Source organism: Chitinophagales bacterium (genome assembly GCA_019638515.1).
Lineage (GTDB): Bacteria > Bacteroidota > Bacteroidia > Chitinophagales > LD1 > UBA7692.
The window spans coordinates 231008-252989 of record JAHBTS010000001.1 but is presented as its reverse complement, the minus strand read 5'-3'; the positions used below and the strand labels follow the sequence as shown (position 1 = coordinate 252989).

General features: G+C 41.4%; 14 protein-coding genes. 7 read left to right on the top strand and 7 right to left on the bottom strand.

What is annotated here, in order from left to right; genetic code table 11:
- Position 1 precedes the first annotated feature (1 nt).
- The 4 genes from KF872_01150 to rho form a co-directional block, all read right to left on the bottom strand.
- Positions 2-2047, bottom strand: coding sequence for a TonB-dependent receptor (locus KF872_01150; GenBank protein ID MBX2902131.1), 2046 nt, complete (start codon positions 2045-2047; stop codon positions 2-4).
- Between the two features lie 128 nt (positions 2048-2175).
- Entirely contained in the window at positions 2176-4503 is a 2328-nt protein-coding gene (locus KF872_01145; GenBank protein ID MBX2902130.1) for a choice-of-anchor J domain-containing protein, read from the bottom strand.
- A gap of 47 nt (positions 4504-4550) precedes the next feature.
- Complete coding sequence (locus tag KF872_01140) at positions 4551-5879, bottom strand: peptidoglycan DD-metalloendopeptidase family protein (GenBank protein ID MBX2902129.1); 1329 nt, start codon at positions 5877-5879, stop codon at positions 4551-4553.
- A gap of 129 nt (positions 5880-6008) precedes the next feature.
- Entirely contained in the window at positions 6009-7613 is a 1605-nt protein-coding gene (gene rho / locus KF872_01135; protein ID MBX2902128.1) for a transcription termination factor Rho, read from the bottom strand.
- Positions 7614-7824: 211 nt separating this feature from the next.
- Between rho and KF872_01130 the strand changes: the two genes are divergently transcribed.
- The 3 genes from KF872_01130 to KF872_01120 all read left to right on the top strand — a co-directional run bounded on the left by KF872_01130 (position 7825) and on the right by KF872_01120 (position 11816).
- A complete protein-coding gene (locus KF872_01130) occupies positions 7825-8919 on the top strand; it encodes a M48 family metallopeptidase (protein MBX2902127.1) in 1095 nt (364 codons plus the stop codon).
- Between the two features lie 89 nt (positions 8920-9008).
- Positions 9009-9881: a hypothetical protein gene (locus tag KF872_01125; protein MBX2902126.1), complete on the top strand. Its 873-nt coding sequence runs from the start codon at positions 9009-9011 to the stop codon at positions 9879-9881.
- Between the two features lie 81 nt (positions 9882-9962).
- Positions 9963-11816 carry an alkaline phosphatase D family protein gene (locus tag KF872_01120; GenBank protein ID MBX2902125.1) on the top strand — a complete coding sequence of 618 codons (1854 nt, stop codon included), beginning with the start codon at positions 9963-9965 and terminating at the stop codon, positions 11814-11816.
- 5 nt (positions 11817-11821) lie between these two features.
- Here KF872_01120 and uvrA read toward each other — a convergent pair whose 3' ends face one another.
- Complete coding sequence (gene uvrA / locus KF872_01115) at positions 11822-14680, bottom strand: excinuclease ABC subunit UvrA (protein MBX2902124.1); 2859 nt, start codon at positions 14678-14680, stop codon at positions 11822-11824.
- 167 nt (positions 14681-14847) lie between these two features.
- On the opposite strand from uvrA, the gene KF872_01110 reads away from it, so the two are divergent.
- Positions 14848-15840, top strand: a complete 993-nt coding sequence (locus KF872_01110; GenBank protein ID MBX2902123.1) for an aspartate-semialdehyde dehydrogenase — start codon at positions 14848-14850, stop codon at positions 15838-15840.
- Positions 15841-15846: 6 nt separating this feature from the next.
- On the opposite strand, the gene lon is transcribed toward KF872_01110, so the two are convergent.
- The gene (lon, locus tag KF872_01105) at positions 15847-18303 is read right to left on the bottom strand and encodes an endopeptidase La (GenBank protein ID MBX2902122.1); all 2457 of its coding nucleotides are present in this window, start codon (positions 18301-18303) and stop codon (positions 15847-15849) included.
- Positions 18304-18419: 116 nt separating this feature from the next.
- Positions 18420-19109: a tRNA (guanosine(46)-N7)-methyltransferase TrmB gene (trmB, locus tag KF872_01100; protein MBX2902121.1), complete on the bottom strand. Its 690-nt coding sequence runs from the start codon at positions 19107-19109 to the stop codon at positions 18420-18422.
- Between the two features lie 66 nt (positions 19110-19175).
- Here trmB and KF872_01095 point away from each other — a divergent pair, with 66 nt between their 5' ends.
- From KF872_01095 to KF872_01085, 3 genes are all read left to right on the top strand, one after another.
- A complete protein-coding gene (locus KF872_01095) occupies positions 19176-20723 on the top strand; it encodes a DUF853 family protein (protein ID MBX2902120.1) in 1548 nt (515 codons plus the stop codon).
- Positions 20724-20868: 145 nt separating this feature from the next.
- Entirely contained in the window at positions 20869-21390 is a 522-nt protein-coding gene (locus KF872_01090) for a CvpA family protein (GenBank protein ID MBX2902119.1), read from the top strand.
- A complete protein-coding gene (locus tag KF872_01085) occupies positions 21391-21978 on the top strand; it encodes an aminodeoxychorismate/anthranilate synthase component II (GenBank protein ID MBX2902118.1) in 588 nt (195 codons plus the stop codon).
- Positions 21979-21982 lie beyond the last annotated feature (4 nt).

The following is a 21982-nucleotide window of genomic DNA, read 5'->3' as shown; positions in this document are numbered from 1 at the left end:
GTTATTCCCAAATCCATTTGAATCCAAAGAACCCACGCACACCTTGCAAAGACGTATAGTTGTAAGACGTATCAAACGTGTAGCCATTGGGATTGTCTTCATTTATATGCTTATCGAAAGGATCAAAGGGGCGGAGAAGCGGATCTTTAGGCTTGAAATTCAATAAGTTTTTTACACCTGCATACACTTCTATTCCATACTTAAATTTTCGCGAAAACTGAATATTCATCAAGCAAAACCAAGGAGATTTTGCAGGGCGAAAATCGTTGGGAACCACCGGCAGTGGCATGGGACTGTTTAGCTTTCCACTCCAATCTATTTGAACTTTAATTTTAGGAATACAATAGCCAACCGAGAATGTTCCACTAAATGGAGCTGCCAGTATTTGTGGCACTTTTTGCCATGTTTGCGTACCACTCTTCTCCATTTTATATACATCGAGCACCGTAGCTCCCAACGATAATTTAAAGCTATTATCGAAAAACAAATCGCCACTTACAGAGAAACCTCGGCTAATAGCATAGCCTTGTATATTATCGAAAATAATTTTTCCGGGAGTGGTGTAATCCGGTACAATTTTATTGCTGAAATAAGTATAGAAACCGTTTACATCTAACTTCAAGAAACCTGCCTTAAACTGAATGGTAGAAGCATAATTTAAGTTGCCATTCCAACTCTGCTCGGGTTTTAACTTGTGTTTTACCACTACTTCTCGTGCACCTGTAAGTGCTGCATGCTCTTCGGTAAACAAATTAACTACGCGATAGCCATTGCCGCCACTCAACCGAATTACATGGCTTTTGCTAATGGGAATTTTTACACTCATGCGTGGCGAAAAAATACTGCCGTGCTGCTGGTGATAATCGAAACGCAAGCCGGTGAGCAATGTAAAGTAACGATGAAAATTTCCTTCGTGCTGCACAAAAATTCCTGAGAGCAAAGTATGCGATGGATAGTTCTTAACCGCGCCATCTTGCTGCAAAGTTTGTGTGCCAACCGTGTTATCGTCATAGTATGTAAACCGCAGCGGAATACCTGCCAGCAAATAGTGTCTGCCAATAGTTTTAAACCATCTTAGTTGCGCAAAGGCCAAGTGTTGTTGTGCATCGAAACGCACCGTTCCATAAAAAGATTTTTGCAGGTGATAGTTATAGGAAAAATCTATTTTAAACTGCTCTGCTTTTATATTAAAACCATAACTGCCAAACGCCTCTGCTCGTTGTGTTTGAATGGTTTCACCATAAATAGAATCGCTGCCGCTCCAGCGTTTTTCCCATTGCATTTCTCCTCCCCAGCGATTTTCAAAATGGTAACGCAAAGCAAAGTTGAGCATATCGTTTCTTTTACCCTGAATTTGCCATTTATTGAACACACTCACACGCTTCTGCAATGCTATATCCGTAAAATTATCGTGGTTTAAATCCGTTCTAAATGAATAATCGAAATAGCTTGCCGAAAGAAGTGTTGATGCACGCTTCATGGTAAATTTAGATGCCACATCGGCACTAAACTCACCATAAGTAGAGCCATTTACTTCTGCTGAAAACTTTGGAGCACTCGGTGCATGTTTGGTTATTATATTTATTAAACCTGCCACCGCCTCCGAGCCGTACAATGTTGATGCGGGACCTTTCACAACCTCTACTCTTTCTATCAGCGAATTAGGAATACCACTTAGCCCATACACCGTTGAAAGCGCACTCACAATGGGCATGCCATCTACAAGTACCATTGTGTAAGGACCCTCCATACCGTTTATATGAATATCGCCCGTATTGCAAACATTGCAATTGATCTGCGGCTGCACACCGTTAATTAAATTCAACGATTCAAACAAGGTAGGCGCAACACTTTTCCTAAAGAATGTTTGCGTAAAAGTTTCAACCGGTATTGGCGATGCCAACCTGCTGGTTTCACGCAAGGTGCCGCTTACCACTACTTCTTTTAGCTCTCCCTGCAATACAGAATCCCTTGCTGGTGCCTGCTGTGCAACTATACTCTTAGCTATGCAAAATACTAAGACAAAACAGAGTTTAAACGATTTCAAAACTAAATTTTAGACAAATCTAAATTTAATTTTTGAATAACTACAATCGTCTGACTATTCTAATCAACAAAAACACGCTCTACCCGCCAAACAGGCAAACACACCAGCTCCTTCCCAAAAAAACTTGCTTAGTGAATAATACTTACCTTCCTCCGCAACAGCGAAGTAGCATTGCGCAACTCCAGCACATACACACCGGAGGCAAGGCCGCTCACATTAAAAATGGCACGTTGCTCCAAAGTACTTTGCAACACTGCATTTCCCGCATTATCATATAGTACAACATCCCAAATAATACCGCCATCGGTTTCTACCGATAATATACCATCGGCAGGAATAGGAAACACCTGAAACTGCTGTAGCGCTGCCTCATTTATGGCAACGCCAAAACCAATGGTATCGCACTTTTCAATTACGCAGTCTCTTCCATCGGTTACGGTTACGCAATACCGTCCTGCACCAATACCGCTGAGTTGCGGCTGCACCAAGCTATCATTCCAAACATATTCGTATGGCGGTTGCCCATTGGTGGCGTTTACTGTTATTACACCATCTTGCGCCAATGCCGAACTTGGATTCACCTTCGCTACCACATCAACCTGCATGAGTGTTGGCGGCTCCAAAACTGGAGCTAATGCCGAAGAAACACAACTTCCATCGGTTACGGTTACAGAATAAGTTCCTTGCTTTAATCCGGTTGCCGTCTTAGAAGTTTGTGTAGGTGCAGTATTCCATGTGTAGGTGTAATTGCCATTTCCACCAAAAGAATTAGCAGTAGCAGTACCATTACTTTCCCCCTTACAACCAACATCTTTTACACTCATTACAATATGAATAGGCACCACCTTAATGGTATCGGTTTGCGTAAAAGTGCATACAAAATTATCGGTAACAGTAAGCGTATAAACTCCGGGCACCAAACTACCAATACCAACACTGTGGCTACCTGTACTCCACTCATATAAATACGGAGCAGGGTTCTCGCTAGTGTAATTAGAAGTAAGCGAACCAGTGTTGGTACAAGTTGGCACTACAGCCATTCCAAAGTTTGGCAACACAGCACAAGCGCTTTGCACATTCAGGCGCATTGCCAACACTTTAGTATAAGCTTGGGTGGCCAGCAGCGAATCATATTCATTGCCCGAAGCCCACCGCCCAAAGGGATTGCCGCCAAAACGAAACCAATTTACTTGCGAAGTTTGCAGCGCATCGCAAGCACCTACATTCAAATTTTTACCGCCCTCTTCCACTATTGCCAAAAAGTACTTACCAACTTGCATTTTAATTTTTGAAATAAAATCGAGCGTAAGCAGTTTACCATTCAGCGAGTCGCTTAGCGTAGTAGTATAACTAAAGGTAGAATCTACCAAACCCTGTGGTGAGTTTCCAAATACATACAACTTAAATTTTACCTGAGCGCCTACCGATGGCTTATTCAAATACACCGTTGCCGAGCTTACCTTTGCAGGGTGTGCAATGCCAAACCACTGCCCAAACTCTCCGGCAGCCGCACCAATTGAAACGCTGCTGCTTACTGCGCCATTATCGCGAGCATAAATGGTGTCGGTTACCCAAAGAAAATGCCGTGCCGTATCGTTGGCAGGGTTGCCATCCGGTGGTGCAATTTTTGTAAAATAGCTCAGTTCAAACAATCCGGTATCTATAGGCGTAAATGCAGAAAAGTTAAAGGTAGAAACCAATCCACTGCCTAAAATAGCCACCTCGTTGCTATCTAATTTTTTCAATACTCCATTCTGGTGAACGGCACAGAAAACTTTCACATTACTCAGTGCATTTGCCCCATCGTTTATTACCACTGCCAAAGGTAAAAATGCCGTGCGCTGCGCACGGGGAATAACCGTATAGCGCGAAGGCAAATCCGAAGAAAGAATACCAGCATCAAATGGAGGTTTCAGCGCCACCTGAATATCGTCTATCCAAAGCAAATTTCTATTGTATGAATTATTTCTAAAAGCAATGTACACCGTTTGTCCTGTATATGCTTGTAAATCGGCAGTGCGTGTAACTATAGAAGTTTGCTCGGCAGTAGTACTAAAGAGTACCGTAGTAAAATCGCCTACGCTATTCCCTGAAGTAGAAATACGCACTTCGTAGCCATCGCGAAAATCGGGATCTATGGCAAATGCTTTCCAACTTAAAGTAGATTTTGCTGTAAGTGGAATTGCCGGAGTAATAAGCCAATCATCGGCCTGAGCAGGCACCGTGTACCACGAAGTACTAACGGCAGCCGTATCTTGCAGTACCGAGTGCCACTCGCGGGCAACCCACGCATTGTTTACAAAAGATACCTGCGAAGCGGGCGTTTTATTATCGCCATTTACCAATGTAAAAGTTGCCGGAATTCCTTGTTGAAAGTTTTCAAAAAAAATTACTTGAGTTTGTGCGCAATGAAAAGCCAACAAGAGCGAAAAGCAAAAAAGTAAACTTTGCTTCATGCGAAGGTTATTGTGTGAAAAAAGATTCGGAGTCACCAAAAAACTGCCTACCTGCTCTTACGCCAATTTTGCGAAGAAGATACAGCAGCGCTTAATGTAGATTCCGGTTGAGGTTCAATTGCAATAGCAGCAAGGGTTTGCTTCAATGGTTCAATATTCTTTAAATACTCCGACTTATACTTTGCAGGCAAAGGCTCGCTTATAGCCACTTTCTGCTTAAATGGATCTACTTGCTTTCCATCGCGCCAAAAACGGTAGCAAACGTGTGGACCGGTTGCCAAGCCTGTGCTTCCCACATACCCGATTACTTCTCCCTGGCGTACCCGCACACCGCGGTGCATACCTTTGGCAATTTTACTCATGTGTAAGTATTGGGTTTTAAATTCTCCGTTGTGGCGAACTTTCACATAGTTTCCATTGTGGCGTTTAAACTGTGCTTCTTCTATTACACCATCGGCTGTTGCCATAATTGGAGTGCCATAAGGTGCTGCATAGTCTGTACCCAAATGCGCCTTTACTACTCTGGTAACAGGGTGTAATCTGGAACCCGAAAACCTAGAACTAATTCTAAAAAATTTAAGAGGCGATTTCAAAAATTGGCGCTTCATGCTTTCGCCCTTTTCATCATAAAATTCTCCTTCGTGCGAGCCTTCTTTTTCAAAATAAAATGCTTGATATTCTTTGCCGCCATTGCTAAACAAACAAGCATATACTTTTCCTACACCCACACTCTCGCCTTCCACAAAATCTTCATCGTAAATTATTTTAAAATAGTCGTTGGACTGTATGCGATAGAAATCTATTACGCAAGAAAAAATTTCGGCCATGCGCACTGCCAAAGATGATGGAATATTGTTGGCATCTAAAGTTTCATACAGCGAACTTTTAATAGTGCCACCAACTTCGCGCCTTTTCCTTTCTACATTGTGTTTTCCACGATAGATATATGTAGAATCATCGAAATTGAACACTACATAGTTTACCTTGTCTTCTTCGTAAATAATTTTTTTAGGAACCATGCCGCTATCGGAGTGCTGCATTACTACAGTGTAGTTGTTGCCGGCTTTCATTTTGCGCGGATTAAATATTTCGCGCGATTCGGCTATTACAAACGATGCTACTGAGGTAGCGATATTGTGTTTTGTAAAAATATCGGTAAGCAGTTCGTTGGGTTGCACCGAAAATGTAAGCAACTTACATCCGGTAAGGTTCATACCGTAGCGAATAATGGTTTCCTGCACACTTTCTGCATGGCGCTGCTGTGTTTGCTGTGCCAACTGCTCACTACTTAATTTTTTATACAGGTAAAAAGAAGAAAATGCCAATGCTGCTACTGCAAGCACTGCCAACCCTAACCACAACCATGTCTTTTTCATTAGTAACGAAGATATAAAACTACAAAAAAGGTGCTGCTGTTTTGTTGCCTGAGTTATCTTCAAAAACCAATTGGAATGAACACATAATTAGGCAGTTTCTACTAAGTGCTCACAATGCTTCACTATTGCTTAGCCATTCATACCAATCAAAAACTCTTCGTTGCTCTTAGTGCCTTTCATTTGCTGCAACAAAAAGTTCATAGATTCTTCGGCATTCATATCGCCTAAGTGCTTACGTAATACCCACATGCGTTGCATTACATCGCGCTCCAATAGTAAATCATCTCTTCTGGTGCTGGAAGCAACCACATCTATTGCCGGATAAATACGCTTGTTGGCAAGTCTTCTATCTAATTGGAGTTCCATGTTTCCTGTTCCTTTAAACTCCTCAAAAATCACTTCATCCATTCTGGAGCCGGTATCTATTAGAGCGGTAGCAATAATGGTGAGCGAGCCACCTTTTTCAATTTTTCTGGCAGCGCCAAAAAATTGCTTTGGTTTTTGCAATGCATTGGCTTCTACACCACCACTCAATACTTTGCCCGATGCGGGAGCTACTGTATTGTATGCTCTTGCCAAACGCGTAATAGAGTCTAACACAATTACTACATCATGACCACACTCTACCAAGCGTTTTGATTTTTGCAATACCATGTTGGCTATTTTCACATGTTTATCTGCCGGCTCATCAAAAGTAGAAGCAATAACTTCGGCTCGCACGCTGCGCTCCATATCTGTTACCTCTTCGGGGCGTTCATCTATAAGCAATACAATTAAATATGCTTCGGGATGGTTTGAGGCAATGCCATTTGCAATTTCTTTTAAAATGGTGGTTTTACCTGTTTTGGGTTGAGCTACAATCATACCACGCTGTCCTTTTCCTATAGGGGAAAAGAGGTCTATCATGCGCAGTGTCATATTATTACTGTTGCGATCCGACAGCCTGAAACGCTGTTGTGGGAAGAGAGGTGTTAAGAAATCGAACTGTACGCGATCGCGCACTTCCTCCGGTAAGCGTCCGTTGAGTGTATCTACCTTCAATAATGCAAAATACTTTTCGCCTTCTTTTGGAGGGCGTACGGTTCCGCGCACGGTATCGCCTGTTCTTAATCCAAACAATTTTATTTGCGAGGGCGATACATAAATATCATCGGGCGAACTTAAATACTGGTAATCGCTGCTGCGTAAAAAACCATAGCCATCAGGCATCATTTCCAATACGCCTTCACCTTCAATTATAGCATCGGCTTCTACACTAAAAATAGGGCGAAACTCTTGCTTTGGCTTTTGGAATCTTTCCTGTCTAAACTGACGATTTTCGGAATTTTGTTGTTGCTGTGGTGCTGGCGCTTCTGCTCCTCCGCCTTTTTCGGCACTATCTTCTCCGGCTGCAGTAGCTTCTTGTGTATTCTTTACTTCGGCAGCTACTTCTACTACTGTTTCACTTTCGGTTGGCACTACTGCCGGTGCTAACTCCGGCTGCGCTTCTTCACTTACAGGCAAAGCAGTTTCTACCGAAGGTTTCTCTTCCTTCTTAACTGTTTTGCGCACACGTGGTCGCTTAGGTTTTTCTTCTGCCGCTCCAACTTCGGCAGTTGTTCCACTTTGTGTTTCCATTATTTTTTGAACTAAACTTTCTTTTTCAAGAGAAGAAAAATTTTCGATGTTTAGTTTAGCTGCCACTTCCTGTAATTCGGGCAGAATCATTTCATTCAATTGCTGAACGCTGTACATTAACTATAAATTAAGTTTAGAAAATTGCATTAAATCAATCTGAAAAATTAGTTTCTCAACCAGTGAGATTTTTACTTTAAACGTTATGCTGAATTATGGGTTGAGCAACCCTTTGAATACATAATTACATTGCAATGATAAGCGTTTTTTGAAAAAACCAAATTCTACACCATTTTTTTCTATTGGTTTGCACTGTAAAGCATTCTGCATTATGAACTTTCCCGCAAAGTATTACGATGGAAAAACCAGCAAGGCGCATCCTGCGCAAGTACAGCTACAGCCAAACACACTGCGCATTTCAATTCAAATAAATGCAAGCACAACTATTATAGAATGGGATATTGCAGGTATTCATCCTTCGGATTTTGGCAATGGTACTAAAGTAGTATTGAAGTATGGAAAATTTCCACACCAATATATTGAAGTTGAGCATCCCAATTTTGTACAATCCCTCTACGAAACTTACCCCCGAAAGAAATTTGAAAGTAATGTTTACAGTAAAATATTCAGTTGGGGACTGGGAGGGCTCTTACTAATTGGTATTGCATTTGTTTTGATGGGATGCGGCATTTACTTTTGGGCATTGCCATGGGCTGCCGAGCGCGCTGCCGTTATGGTTCCCATAAGTTATGAAAAACAGTTTGGCGAAGAATTGAAGAAAAACTTCATTGCCAACACACCTACCGATACTGCTAAAAGCAAACTGCTGAATCAGTTTTTCAAAGCAATGGATATTCAATCGGAAATACCCGTAAATATTACTGTTGTACAAAGCAGCACCATGAATGCTTTTGCCCTGCCCGGTGGCGAAATGGTGATATATAGCGCCATTTTAGACAGTATGAAAAACTATGAAACATTGGCCGCTTTGTTGGGGCACGAGTATTCGCACATAAAATTCCGACACTCTACCCGATCGCTCTTTAAAAGCATGGCAGGCTATATTTTTGTTTCTGTTTTATTTAATGATGTGAGTGGTATTGCAGCGCTACTTTTAGAAAATGCACAAGCCATTCGCAACTTAAATTTTTCGCGCGCATTCGAAAAAGAAGCCGATATAAATGCACTTGAAATTTTGCGGCAGCAGCACATCAATCCACAAGGCATTATAGATTTATTTTCGCAACTGCAACACGCCTCTAGCGGTACAGAAAAATACATTCCCGAGTTTATGAGCACGCATCCGCTCACGCAGGAGCGCCTTCGCTACATGAAAGAAGAAATTGCCCAAGGTATATTTACCACAAAACCACAACCGGAATTAGAAGCTATCTTCAACCAAATTAAACAAACAGACAGTTGGTAACACAGCTTACCCAACTTGCCAAGCACAACACTTCACAATAAATTTTTAGGTAGTTGCGTTAAAGGTTCATCACCAAAACACAATCGGTTATGCAACACTACACCATCATTGCTTTTACTGTATTACTTTCGTTACACACCCATGCAGCACATTTAGTAAATGCACTTGCCAACCAAAGCATATCGGCAGCCATATCCGGCTCAAACAGTAAAGAAATTCCACAAGAAATGCGTGCTGGCGGTTTTGATCCCAAGCTGCAAATGGAGCTGGTAAACCATACCAACCAACCACTGCAACTCGAGATGGAAGAAGGCTTCATGATGGAGCCTGCAGAACCTGGGTATCAAGCGTTATTGATGACACAACCGCTGCTCATTACTTTACAACCTAAAGGCAAAAGCAAGCAGTTTATTTACGCCATGTGCGCACAACTCTCTATGAGTTCGCCTAATGCAAAAATACAATACAAAATAGGTAAAAAAGCGCCTGATGCTTTACTTAAAATGGCACAGTATATTGCTAAAAACAAGTATCAAAATTCGGCTGCGCAACGCGCTGTTTGGAGTCTTTCAGACAACAGCCCCATTCTCTCCATTTCATCGGAAAAAGAAAATGTAACCGCTAACCTCCAGCAATTTGTTGCCAATCTAAAAGGAGTAAACCTCGAACAACTCAAAAGAGAAAACCAAGATAAAAGCATGGCACAGGTAATGTACGCCTTCAACAGCAGCAAATCCGATAGAAATATTATTTTTAAGAACGATACCGCAAGCATGGTTTCGGCAGGTTACTATAGCGAACAAGGCGAATTGCTAAAGCCCATTATTGAAACCACTCAATTTATAGACGGCCATCACAGCATTCGCTACAATCCATTTCCACTTTCGCTTACCAACAAACGATACAGCGTGCGCATGATAAAAGATGGAGAGGTGTTTAGAGAATACTATTTTATGCAATAGCCAACCTATTTTGCTTGTAACACTTACATTTTTTGTGTGGAAACTTTTAAAAGATTTACTTTGGTTTCTAAACAAAATAGGATGAAAAATATTTGGCTTATAGCGCTTACCATTATTTCCCTACAACTTTTTTCACAACACAATACTCCTTCGCGCTCTGTTTTAAATCCGGCTTATGCGCCTTTTTATCATGGAGTAGCAAGTGGCGATCCACTTACCGATCGTGTGATTCTTTGGACGCGCATTACCACCTCCGCTTCTACCGACACCGTACAATGGCAGATTGCCACCGATGCGGATTTTAATAATATAGTAAACAATGGCACCGTAACAACCGATGCCACCAAAGATTTTACCGTAAAGGTAGATGCCACAGGCCTACAAGCAAACACTTGGTATTACTATCGCTTTGCCGCAAACGGTGTGTATTCTGTAGTTGGAAGAACGCGCACAGCACCTGTAAATGGCGTTAATAATTTACGCTTTGCTGTAGTAAGCTGTGCCAGATTTCCGAATGGATATTTCCATGTGTACAGAGATATTGTAAATAGAAACGAAGTAGATGCCGTATTACATTTAGGTGATTACATTTATGAATCAGGCAAATTATCTGCAGTACCCAACGACACCTCGCGCAACCACATGCCCGATAACGAACCACTTACTTTAGCAGATTACAGAATTAGACATTCGCAGTATAAACTCGACCCCGATTTGCGCGACTGCCACCGCCAATTTCCATTCATTGCCGTATGGGACGATCACGAAACTGCCAACGACAGTTGGAGAGGCGGAGCCGCTGCACACGATACCACCACCGAAGGGAACTGGTACAATAGAAAAGATGCAGGCATGCAGGCATACAACGAATGGATGCCTATTCGCTCAACCATCCCCAACAATGATTCTGTAATTTACAGAAATATGAAATTCGGTAACCTTGCAGATGTAGTAATGATAGATACCCGCCTTGAAGGTAGAGACAAACAAATACCCGGTCTATTTGTATCGCCTACCGATTCCAGCCTAAACGACACTACAAGAAGGCTTATGAGTACCGCACAAATGAATTGGCTGAATAATGAAGTGAAAAATTCAACCGCTACATGGAAAATTATTGGCAACCAAGTAATGGTAGCACCACTTACCGTAAATTCCAATATTGTGAATCCCGACCAGTGGGACGGATATCCATACGAACGCAAAAAAGTACTAGACAATATTCTGAATAACAACATTCAAAATGTGGTATTCATTACCGGAGATATTCACTGCTCATGGGCAAACGATGTACCTTACGATACTGCATATAATCCGCAAACAGGCGCAGGCTCTGCTGCAGTAGAGTTTGTAACTACCAGTATTACTAGTGGTAGTGAACTGCCTGGATTTATCACCTCTGCTTTAATACAATCTTCTAACCCACACATGAAGTACATTGAACTCACCAAACGAGGCTATGTATTGCTTGACGTAACCGAGCAGCGTGTTCAAGGCGATTGGAGACATGTTTCAGATATTAAGTTACAACCTTTTACCACCACTACTAGCGCATCGTGGCAGGTAAACAAAGGAGAACGTTTTTTGCGCTTAGCAATGTCGCCTATTGGAGCTAAAATAGGCATGCCTGCATTAGTTCCCGATATTACTTCGGGCATTACCACCACCAAACCAAATTTGGTTTCGTTGCATTGCTTCCCTAATCCTTTTACCAGAGAAATTTTTATTCAATACTATTTATTTGATGAAGGGCTTACCACCGCAGTTGTATTTGATAAAAGAGGACGAAAAGTATTTGAACAAACGCTACCGGGCAACACCGTTGGCTTACACGAAGCAGCCTTACAATTAGAAAAACTATCTAAGGGTACTTATACGCTGCAAATTGCCACGCCAAAAGGAATTGGATTAAAAGAAGTAATGAAAATAGACTAGTGCATTTATTTGCGCTGTAGCTTCTCTTTCAAGTATTTGGCAGTTAGGCTGGTGCTTACATTTAATAAACCTTCGGGTTCCCCTTGGTAAAGCACATAGCCTCCTTCATCGCCACCTACCGGACCTAAATCTATGAGCCAATCGGCACATTTTATTACGTCCATATTGTGTTCAATTACAATAATGCTGTGCCCTACCACCAGCAACTGATTAAAGGCGCTCATTAACTTGTTGATGTCGTGAAAATGCAAGCCTGTGGTTGGCTCATCGAAAATAAAAAGCAATGGATGTGCACCTGCTCCTTTCTGTAAAAATGATGCCAGTTTTACGCGCTGCGCCTCGCCACCACTTAAAGTGGAAGAAGATTGACCAAGTTTTACATAGCCCAAACCCACATCCTGTAATGGCTTCAATTTTTGATACACATCGCGTTGGTCGCTAAAAAACTCCATTGCTTCATCTACACTTAGCTCCAGTACATCAAAAATGTTTTTCTCTTTATACTGAACCTCCAATACATCCTCTTTAAACTTTCTACCACTACAGGCTTCGCATTTTAAGTGCACATCGGCAAGAAACTGCATTTCCACTACTACTTCACCATCGCCCTTGCATACCTCGCAGCGCCCTCCTTCCACATTAAATGAAAACGTAGAAGGCTGATAACCGCGCATTTTAGAAAGCTGGCGGGTGGCAAAAAGTTCACGAATAGTATCGTAAGCCTTAACGTATGTAACCGGGTTGCTACGCGAGCTTCTTCCCAATGGATTTTGGTCTATCATTTCAATGCCCGTAATGCGTTTTATATCACCGGATAGTTCACGAAATACACCCGGCTTTTCGCCTCCTCCATCAAAACGCTGCAATAATGCCGGATACAAAATTTTCTTTACCAGTGTAGTTTTTCCACTGCCGCTCACGCCTGTAACAACAGTAAGTGCATTCAACGGAAAACGAGCCTCTACATTCTTTAAGTTATGCTGCGATGCGCCTTTTACATCTATAAAATTTACCGGCTTTTTACGGACACCGGGAACCGGAATTTCTAATTGACCATTTAGATACTTTGCAGTAAGCGAATCTGCATACTTCATAAGGTTTTCGGGGGTATCGTTATACACCAATTTACCGCCAAACACTCCGGCCTCGGGCCCCATATCCACAATGTGGTCGCTTTGGCGCATAATATCTTCATCGTGCTCTACCACTACTACGGTATTTCCTAAATCGCGCAATTCTTTAAGTACGCGAATTAAATTTTCGGTATCGTGCTGGTGCAGTCCAATACTTGGTTCATCTAAAATATACAGCGAAGAAGTAAGGTTGCTGCCAATGCTGCGCGTTAAGTTAATACGCTGAGTTTCCCCACCGCTCAAGGTATTTGAAAGCCTATTGAGCGTAAGATAACCCAGACCCACTTCCATCATAGTGGCTACGCGATTGCGAATTTCGGTAAGTATGCGCTCTGCTATTTTTTGCTCCTGCGGAGTAAGTATTAAATTGTTTACCACCAAGTGCAGTTGCTTTATGGGCATCAACAACATATCGGCAATACTGTATTGCATTTTACCTTTTTGCTTGCCTTCGGCTGATGCTTGGCTTGCTCTTACTCTCACATACAGCGCATCTTTTCTAATACGCGAGCCTTTGCAATCGGGGCAGGTTGTTCTGCCACGATAGCGCGACAACATTACACGGTATTGTATTTTGTAGCTCTTTTCTTCCAAATGTTGAAAGAAGTAAGTTAAGCCGTGGAAATACTCATTGCCGGTCCACAGCAGTTTTTTTTCGGCATCGCTTAAATCGCAATAAGCGCGGTGAATAGGAAAATCGAAAAGAATACCTTTTTTAATAAGTGGCTCTGCCCATTCACTCATTTTTTCGCCTTTCCACGGAGCTATTGCGCCTTCATACACACTCAATGTTTTATCGGGGAAAACCAAATCTTCATCTAAACCCATTACAGTGCCAAATCCCTCGCAGGTTTTGCACGCGCCATAAGGATTATTAAAATTAAACAGATTGGGCGAAGGCAATTCAAACACTATGCCATCGGCCTCAAACTTATCGCTAAACAAGCGCTTTTTATTGCTGCCATATTCTACTACACATTCGCCACCGCCTTCATTAAAAGCTGTTTGCACAGAATCTGCCACACGTGCTGCCAACTCTTCATCCTCTAAGTTTATTACCAATCTATCTACTACAACTTCTACAAACTTTTCCTTGCTTTTTACAATACTTTCATTCTCCAAAGCATCTTCTATCCGCACAATATTTTCGCCCCACTTTATACGACTAAAGCCCTTTTGCAGCAATAGCTTCAGCTCCTCTTCCAGTTTCTTTTTCGCCTTGGCAATAAAAAGAATATATACCTTCTCGCTTTGTGGAAGGCTAAAAATAAAGTTCACCACATCGTTTACTTCGTGCTTGCTTACTTCTTCACCACTGGAAGGCGAATAGGTAACGCCAACTCGAGCAAACAACAATCGGAGGTAATCGTAGATTTCGGTAAGCGAACCAACGCTGGAGCGGGTGGTACGAGTGCTTACTTTTTGCTCTATTGCAATGGCAGGGCATAAGCCTTTTATATAATCTACATCGGGCTTATCCATACGGCTTAAAAACTGGCGCGCATAAGCTGAAAGCGATTCTACATACCTGCGTTGCCCTTCGGCATAAAGTGTATCGATAGTAAGTGATGATTTGCCGCTGCCGCTAACACCTGTTACTACAATAAGTTGATGTTTGGGCAACTCCACATCTACATTCTTAAGATTGTGTACTCGTGCTCCTTTAATAAAAATATGCTGAGGCTCCGTTATGTGTTGTTGCTGAACGTTGGGAGTTGAATTTGCCGACATGGATGAATAAGTATTAAACTACAAACATAGTTCATTGGCAGACAAACTGTGTTTCCAATTTTTCAAAAAAAGCCATTGGTGCAATAATGTTTACACATAAAAGGCGTTCAAAAATTTTTATTCGGTGGCGATAGCATTACATTAGCCCCTCATTTTTTAAAAACGCAATGAAAGTAGCCGTAGTAGGTGCAACCGGATTGGTAGGCACCAAAATTCTGCAAGTATTGGCAGAAAGAAATTTTCCGGTAACTGAAGTTATTCCTGTGGCTTCAGAAAAATCGGTAGGGAAAACTGTTTTGTTTAAAGGAAAAGAAGTAACCGTAAAGAGCTACAAAGATGCTATTGCTGCCAAGCCGGATGTAGCTATTTTTTCGGCAGGTGGCAGCACCTCCAAGCAAATAGCTCCGGAATTTGCTGCTGCAGGAATTACCGTAATAGACAATTCTTCGGCATGGCGTATGGAGCCTAACATTCCTTTGGTGGTACCGGAAGTAAACGCACATGTACTTTCTGCAAAAGACAAAATTATTGCCAACCCCAATTGCTCTACCATACAAATGGTAATGGTTTTAAAACCATTGCACGATAAGTATAAAATAAAAAGAGTAGTAGTTTCTACATACCAAAGTGTTACCGGCACCGGAAAAAAAGCAGTAGACCAACTTCTGGCTGAGCGCGAAAAGAAAGAAGGCGTGGAAAAAGCTTACGCTTACCAAATTGACCTTAACTTATTGCCCCACATAGATGTTTTTTTAGAAAACGGCTACACTAAAGAAGAAATGAAAATGGTGAACGAAACCCAAAAAATTATGGGCGACAACTCCATTAAAGTTACTGCTACCACGGTGCGCGTGCCTGTAATGGGCGGGCACAGCGAGAGCGTAAATATTGAATTTGAAAAAGATTTTAACTTGGCAGAAGTACGTGAAGTGCTTACACACGCTCCCGGTGTGGTGGTGTACGATGACGTAAAGAATCTTTTGTATCCCATGCCCATTTTGGCACACGATAAAGACGAAACTTTTGTGGGCAGAATTAGGCGCGATGAAACACAAGCCAATACATTAAACTGCTGGATTGTATCCGACAATTTGCGCAAAGGTGCTGCCACCAATGCCATACAAATTGCCGAATACTTAATGGAAAAAAACTTACTGTAACTACAGCTAAAATTTTTCGCTTTTGGCGGGAATAAAGTTTTCTAAGCGTATTGCATTTTTAACTTTTGTTTTTTGCAAGGCTGCTTCCAATACTTCATCCATATTATTTACATAGGTAAATCGTACTCCTTTAATAAAATCGCTGTTTATTTCTTCTACGTTCTTACGGTTCTTTTCACCTATTACTATTTCTTTAATTCCCGCACGCTTAGCTGCCAGAATTTTTTCTTTAATACCACCTACCGGCATTACTTTTCCGCGCAACGTAATTTCGCCCGTCATGGCAAGGTAAGGTTTTACCCTGCGTTGCGTAAATAGCGATGCCAAGGCTGTAAGCAAAGTAATACCGGCACTTGGGCCATCTTTTGGTACAGCCCCTTCGGGTACGTGAATATGAATATTTACATGCTTAAATACTTCCGGGTTAATACCTAATTTTTCGGCATTGGCTTTTAAGAAAGTTACGGCTATGGTTGCGCTTTCTTTCATTACATCGCCCAAGTTGCCTGTAATGGTAAGGTTACCGCTGCCTTTGCTCAAGGTTGTTTCTATAAACAAAATATCGCCTCCTACAGAAGTATAAGCCAAACCAACAGACACACCGGGCTGGTGCTCTTCGGCATAAATACTTTTATCGAATTTTTCGGGGCCTAAAATCTTAGGTAAATCATCTGTCTTTACGGTTGGTTGATATTTAATTCCTTCGGCAACTTTTCTTGCTGTATGGCGCATTACTGCTGCCAAAACGCGGTCGAGTTCGCGCACACCGCTTTCTTTGGTGTATTGCTCTATCAGGCTTTCGAGTACTGCATCCGAAAGGCTTACTTGCTTTTTCTTTAAGCCGTGGTTTTCTATCTGCTTTTGTACTAAATGCTTCTTGGCAATTTGTATTTTTTCTTCGATAGAATACCCTTCTAAAGGAATAATTTCCATGCGGTCGCGCAGTGCCGATTGAATGGTAGAAAGCGAATTGGCAGTAGCAATAAAAAGTACTTTGCTCAAGTCGTATTCTAACTCTAGATAATTATCGTAGAAAGCATTGTTTTGTTCTGGATCCAACACTTCTAATAAAGCGCTGGAAGGATCGCCACGAAAATCGTTTCCTATTTTATCAATCTCATCTAAAATCATTACCGGATTGCTACTTTTTGCCTTCTTGAGCGATTGAATAATTCTACCCGGCATGGCTCCGATATAGGTTTTCCGGTGTCCACGAATTTCGGCCTCATCGTGTAAGCCGCCTAGTGCCACGCGCACATATTTTCTACCTAAAGCCTTGGCTATACTTTGCCCTAAAGATGTTTTTCCAACTCCGGGAGGGCCCACCAAGCATAAAATTGGGCTTTTCATATCGCCTTTCAATTTAAGCACCGCAAGGTATTCGAGTATGCGCTCTTTTACCTTGTCTATTCCATAATGGTCGGCATCCAATACCTGCTTCGACTTCTTTATATTAAATTGATCTTGCGTGTAAACTCCCCACGGCAAATCGAGTACAGTATCAATATAATTCATTACTACGCTAAACTCTGCTGCAGCAGGATTCATGCGCTGTAGTTTATCTAACTCTTTTTCTACCGTTTCGCGTACTTGCTTGGGTGGGTTCAGGTGTTCTAACTTTTCGCGCAAGCGCTGAATATCTTTATCGGGCGAACTCATGCCCAGTTCTTCCTGAATGGTTTTTAGCTGTTGGTTCAAGAAATAATCGCGCTGCTGCTTATCGAATTCATTGCGTACTTTGTTTTGAATTTCGTTTTTCATTTCAAGCATCTGCAGTTCGTCTTGCAAATACTTGAGCACGCGCTTGATGCGTTCACGCATGTCGGCTATTTCAAGCAGTTCTTGTTTCTTCTTTATTTCAATATTTAAGTTTGAAGAAATAAAGTGTACCAGCGTTATGGGACTGTTTATGTTCTTCAATAAAATAGAAGCATCTGAAGGAATTTGTGGATTTAGCTTTATGATATTGTTGGCCAAATCTTTAATGGTTTCAAGCGAAACATCGAACTCCTTATCGTTTATTGGCATGCTATCTTCGAGCAATTCAATTTTTGCTTTAATAAACGGATCGGAACTTATTAAGGAAGTAGCTACAAAACGGTTGCGCCCTTGAATGATGGCAGTACTGGAACCATCGGGCATTTTTATCATGCGTAAAATATGCGCTACTGTGCCTATTTTAAACAAATCGTTGTATTCGGGCTCTTCGATACTTGGGTCAGATTGACCGACAACCCCAATCAATTTATTGGTTTTATATGCCTCTTTGACAGCCAAGATACTTTTATCTCTGCCTACGGTAATAGGAATGGCAACGCCCGGAAACAGCACGGTGTTTCGCAAGGGCAGAATAGGCATTTCCAAAGGAATATCGCGGGTTTTGGCCGAATCTTCATCTTCTGGAATAATGGGGAGAAAATCGCCTTCTTCATCTCCGTTTGGCGGTAATATTTCAAAAGTCATCATGTCAGTTTCTTTTATTAAAAAAACAGGAAATAAACATTGGCAATTGCTGTGCCAAAGTTATGGCGCATCGGGTTGCTACCGTAGTTCTAACTACCTACAACTTTTAGAAGACTCTAATAACCAAACCTTAAAAAGTTGATCTTTCTGCCTGCTGCCAAATGCTGGCGCTCGTAGAATGTTTTAATTTCTAATGTATCGAAATCGAGTGCTGCGGCATAAATATCTTCTTTGTAATAATGAATGCTTGCACCAAACAACTCGATGCTTTCTTTGCTGTACCGAAAGAAATCCAAATCATCTGTTTTCAGGTTTACCACTCCATTTTCTTGCAAGAGAGGTTTATACTTCTCTAAGAAGGTTTTATAGGTAAGCCTATGCTTTTCGTGCCCATCTTTGGGAAAGGGATCAGGAAAAGTAATCCATATTTCGCTCAGCTCTTTTGGTGCAAAGAAGTGTTGTATATTTTCAATTTTAAAGCGTGCAAAACGAACGTTGCTTATATTTTCTTCTAAGCAAATTTTAGCACCTGTGTGGATACGCGGCCCTTTAATATCTACACCAATAAAATTTTTATCGGGATACTTTTTTGCCAATGCAATCGTGTAATCGCCTTTACCACACGCCAACTCTACTACTATTTCATTATCGTTTCCGAATATTTCTTTACTCCATTTGCCCTTGCAATCTACCACTTCGTTAGCAGCATTATACAATATGGGCTGCTTGAATTCAAAACATTGCAATACGTTAGAAAAAGTGCCTATTTCAGCAATCTTTTTCTTCTTATCCTTTCTTCCGCTCATAGCCCGCAAATGTATGAAGGCTTCTAAGTTTTAGAAACATGAAAGGGGTTTTTTTATTATTGCCTCATGGCAACTAAAGAAGCATTTAGCCAGCACATCCAAGGCGGCTACGAATTTAAAGGAGAATATATTGTATTAGGCACTGCTATTTTTGAGGGTAGTCCGCTACCGCAAACATTGGTAAAAGCGCCCCTAAAAACCTTTAATAGGCACGGCCTCATTGCCGGAGCCACAGGCACAGGAAAAACAAAAACACTACAAGTTATTGCCGAGCAGTTGAGCGGAGCAGGCGTTCCTTGTTTGCTAATGGATATTAAAGGCGATTTAAGCGGCATTGCTACTGCGGGAGTTTCCAATGCAAAAATTGAAGAACGGCATGCACACATTGGCATCGAATGGAAAGCTGCCGGAAGCCCTGTTGAATTCCTAACGCTCAGCACCGAAAACGGAGCAAGGCTACGTGCCACCGTAAGTGAATTTGGCCCTGTACTGTTTTCAAAAATTTTAGACTTAAACGACACCCAACAAGGCGTAGTTGCCCTTATTTTTAAGTATTGCGATGACAACGCTCTACCATTGCTCGACCTTAAAGACTTTAAGAAGGTAATGCACTATCTTACCAACGATGGAAAACAACAAGCCGAAGAGCAATACGGAAAAATTTCAACAGCAACTACTTCTACCATACTCCGCAAAATAATTGAGTTGGAACAGCAAGGTGCCGAAAAGTTTTTTGGCGAACTTTCTTTTGATGTAGAAGACTTGGTAAGAGTAGATGAAAATGGGAAAGGAATACTTTCTATCATCCGCCTAACCGATATTCAAGATAAACCAAAGTTGTTTTCAACTTTTATGTTGAGTTTGTTGGCAGAGGTGTACCGCGAATTTCCGGAAGAAGGCGATAGCGGCAGACCTAAATTTGTAATTTTTATAGACGAAGCCCATTTAATCTTTAACGAAGCCAGCAAGGCGCTTTTAGACCAGATTGAAACTATCGTAAAACTTATTCGCAGTAAAGGTGTTGGCGTGTTTTTCTGCACACAAAACCCAATGGATATTCCCGATAGCGTACTCGCACAATTGGGTATGAAAGTACAACACTCACTTAGAGCCTTTACCGCAAAAGACAGGGTGCAAATAAAAAAAACAGCAGAAAACTATCCGCTAAGCGAGTTTTACAAAACCGAAGAGCTACTTACTTCGCTCGGTATGGGCGAAGCGCTCATAAGTGTGCTAAACGAAAAAGGCTCGCCCACTCCTTTAGCCGCCACACTATTGCAGGCACCACGCTCGCGTATGGATGTATTAACTACTGAAGAAATTTCGGGCATTGTGTCTAAATCGCACATTGCACGCAAATACAACCAAGAAATAGATCGCGAAAGTGCATTTGAAATCCTAAATAAAAAGTTGCAGAACATTGCAGAACAGCAACCGTCTGCTGCCAATAATGCACCTGCTGCCGGAAAAACCGTAGAACCACAAAGCACTATCAGCAAAACCGGTGAAGTAATTTCCGACATTGTGAATAGTTCTGCCGGCAGAACTATTTTGCGCGAAGTAACCAGAGGTTTACTAGGCATGTTTTTAGGTAAATCTTCTAGAAGAAGATAAACACTCTAACCGTAGAAATAAAAATACTACACCTCACTTTCACCATGTGTGCAAGTGCTGCATGTATTTGCCATACACACCTTAGCTTTGATGTATAGCAATAAAATTTTGCAGCAATGCGTTTTGCTCTATCCAAAACTGTTATATGATTATAGACATCTTCTTTTTAGTTTTTCTTTGCGTTGGATTTTGGTGGGGTTACACCAAAGGCATTATATATTCCGTATTCTCTTTGTTTGCTTACTTCTTGGGCATTATCGGTGCTTTAAAATTCTCTTACATGGCCGCCACTTTTGTAAAAGAAAAACTCCATCCCGATCCCAAATTCACGGCCGTTATTTCATTCATTTTAGTATTTGTAATTGTGGTTATACTGGTGCGTGTAGTTGCTTGGGCGCTTGAAAATATTCTACAATCGTTTTCGCTTAACTTTGTAAATCAAATTGTTGGCGGAGCTATTCATGCAGCAGTAGGCATTTATGTTTTTTGTGTGCTTATATGGTTCATCAATAAATGGGGTGTGCTATCCGAAACGCAGAAAAAAACATCGCACGTATATAGCTATGTGCACGATACCGCACCAACTGTAATTGAATATTCAGGAAAAATAATTCCAATGTTTAAAGATGCTTTTCACAACTTTGAAACGTTGCTCGAAAAAAAATAAGTGGTACTGCTTTTAGATAATTACGACTCGTTTACCTACATGCTGCGCGATTACATTTTGCAATGCGGCAAAACTTGTATGGTAATTCGCAACAACGAAAAAACAATTAGCCAAATACAGCAACTTAACTTTAGCAGCATTGTTATTTCTCCGGGACCCAAAACACCTGCACAGGCTGGAATTACCATGCAGTTAATTCAAAATTTCCACCTCCAAAAGCCCATACTTGGCGTGTGTTTAGGGCATCAAGCATTGGGTACTTTTTTTGGAATGCAGCTGCAAAAAGCCACATTACCCATGCACGGCAAAACCTCTAAAATAAAAGTAGATACTAACCATTTCCTATTTGCCAACATCCCGGAAACACAAACTGTAATGCGTTACCATTCCCTTATTTTACAAGAACAAAACGCAAATGATATCCATGTAATTGCACGCACTTCTTCGGGAGAAATTATGGCTATTGCACACAAAAGTTTACCACTGGCAGGTGTACAATTTCACCCGGAATCGGTACTCACCAAACATGGAATAACGATGATACAAAATTGGTTTTCCGGCATACAAACTTACCACATCACTCCTTAGGCAC

Coding starts and splice junctions, on each gene's coding strand:
- KF872_01145 (MBX2902130.1), bottom strand. CDS start 4,503: ATGAAGCAAAGTTTACTTTTTTGCTTTTCGCTCTTGTTGGCTTTTCAT.
- KF872_01140 (MBX2902129.1), bottom strand. CDS start 5,879: ATGAAAAAGACATGGTTGTGGTTAGGGTTGGCAGTGCTTGCAGTAGCA.
- rho (MBX2902128.1), bottom strand. CDS start 7,613: ATGTACAGCGTTCAGCAATTGAATGAAATGATTCTGCCCGAATTACAG.
- KF872_01130 (MBX2902127.1), top strand. CDS start 7,825: ATGAACTTTCCCGCAAAGTATTACGATGGAAAAACCAGCAAGGCGCAT.
- KF872_01125 (MBX2902126.1), top strand. CDS start 9,009: ATGCAACACTACACCATCATTGCTTTTACTGTATTACTTTCGTTACAC.
- KF872_01120 (MBX2902125.1), top strand. CDS start 9,963: ATGAAAAATATTTGGCTTATAGCGCTTACCATTATTTCCCTACAACTT.
- uvrA (MBX2902124.1), bottom strand. CDS start 14,680: ATGTCGGCAAATTCAACTCCCAACGTTCAGCAACAACACATAACGGAG.
- KF872_01110 (MBX2902123.1), top strand. CDS start 14,848: ATGAAAGTAGCCGTAGTAGGTGCAACCGGATTGGTAGGCACCAAAATT.
- lon (MBX2902122.1), bottom strand. CDS start 18,303: ATGACTTTTGAAATATTACCGCCAAACGGAGATGAAGAAGGCGATTTT.
- trmB (MBX2902121.1), bottom strand. CDS start 19,109: ATGAGCGGAAGAAAGGATAAGAAGAAAAAGATTGCTGAAATAGGCACT.
- KF872_01095 (MBX2902120.1), top strand. CDS start 19,176: ATGGCAACTAAAGAAGCATTTAGCCAGCACATCCAAGGCGGCTACGAA.
- KF872_01090 (MBX2902119.1), top strand. CDS start 20,869: ATGATTATAGACATCTTCTTTTTAGTTTTTCTTTGCGTTGGATTTTGG.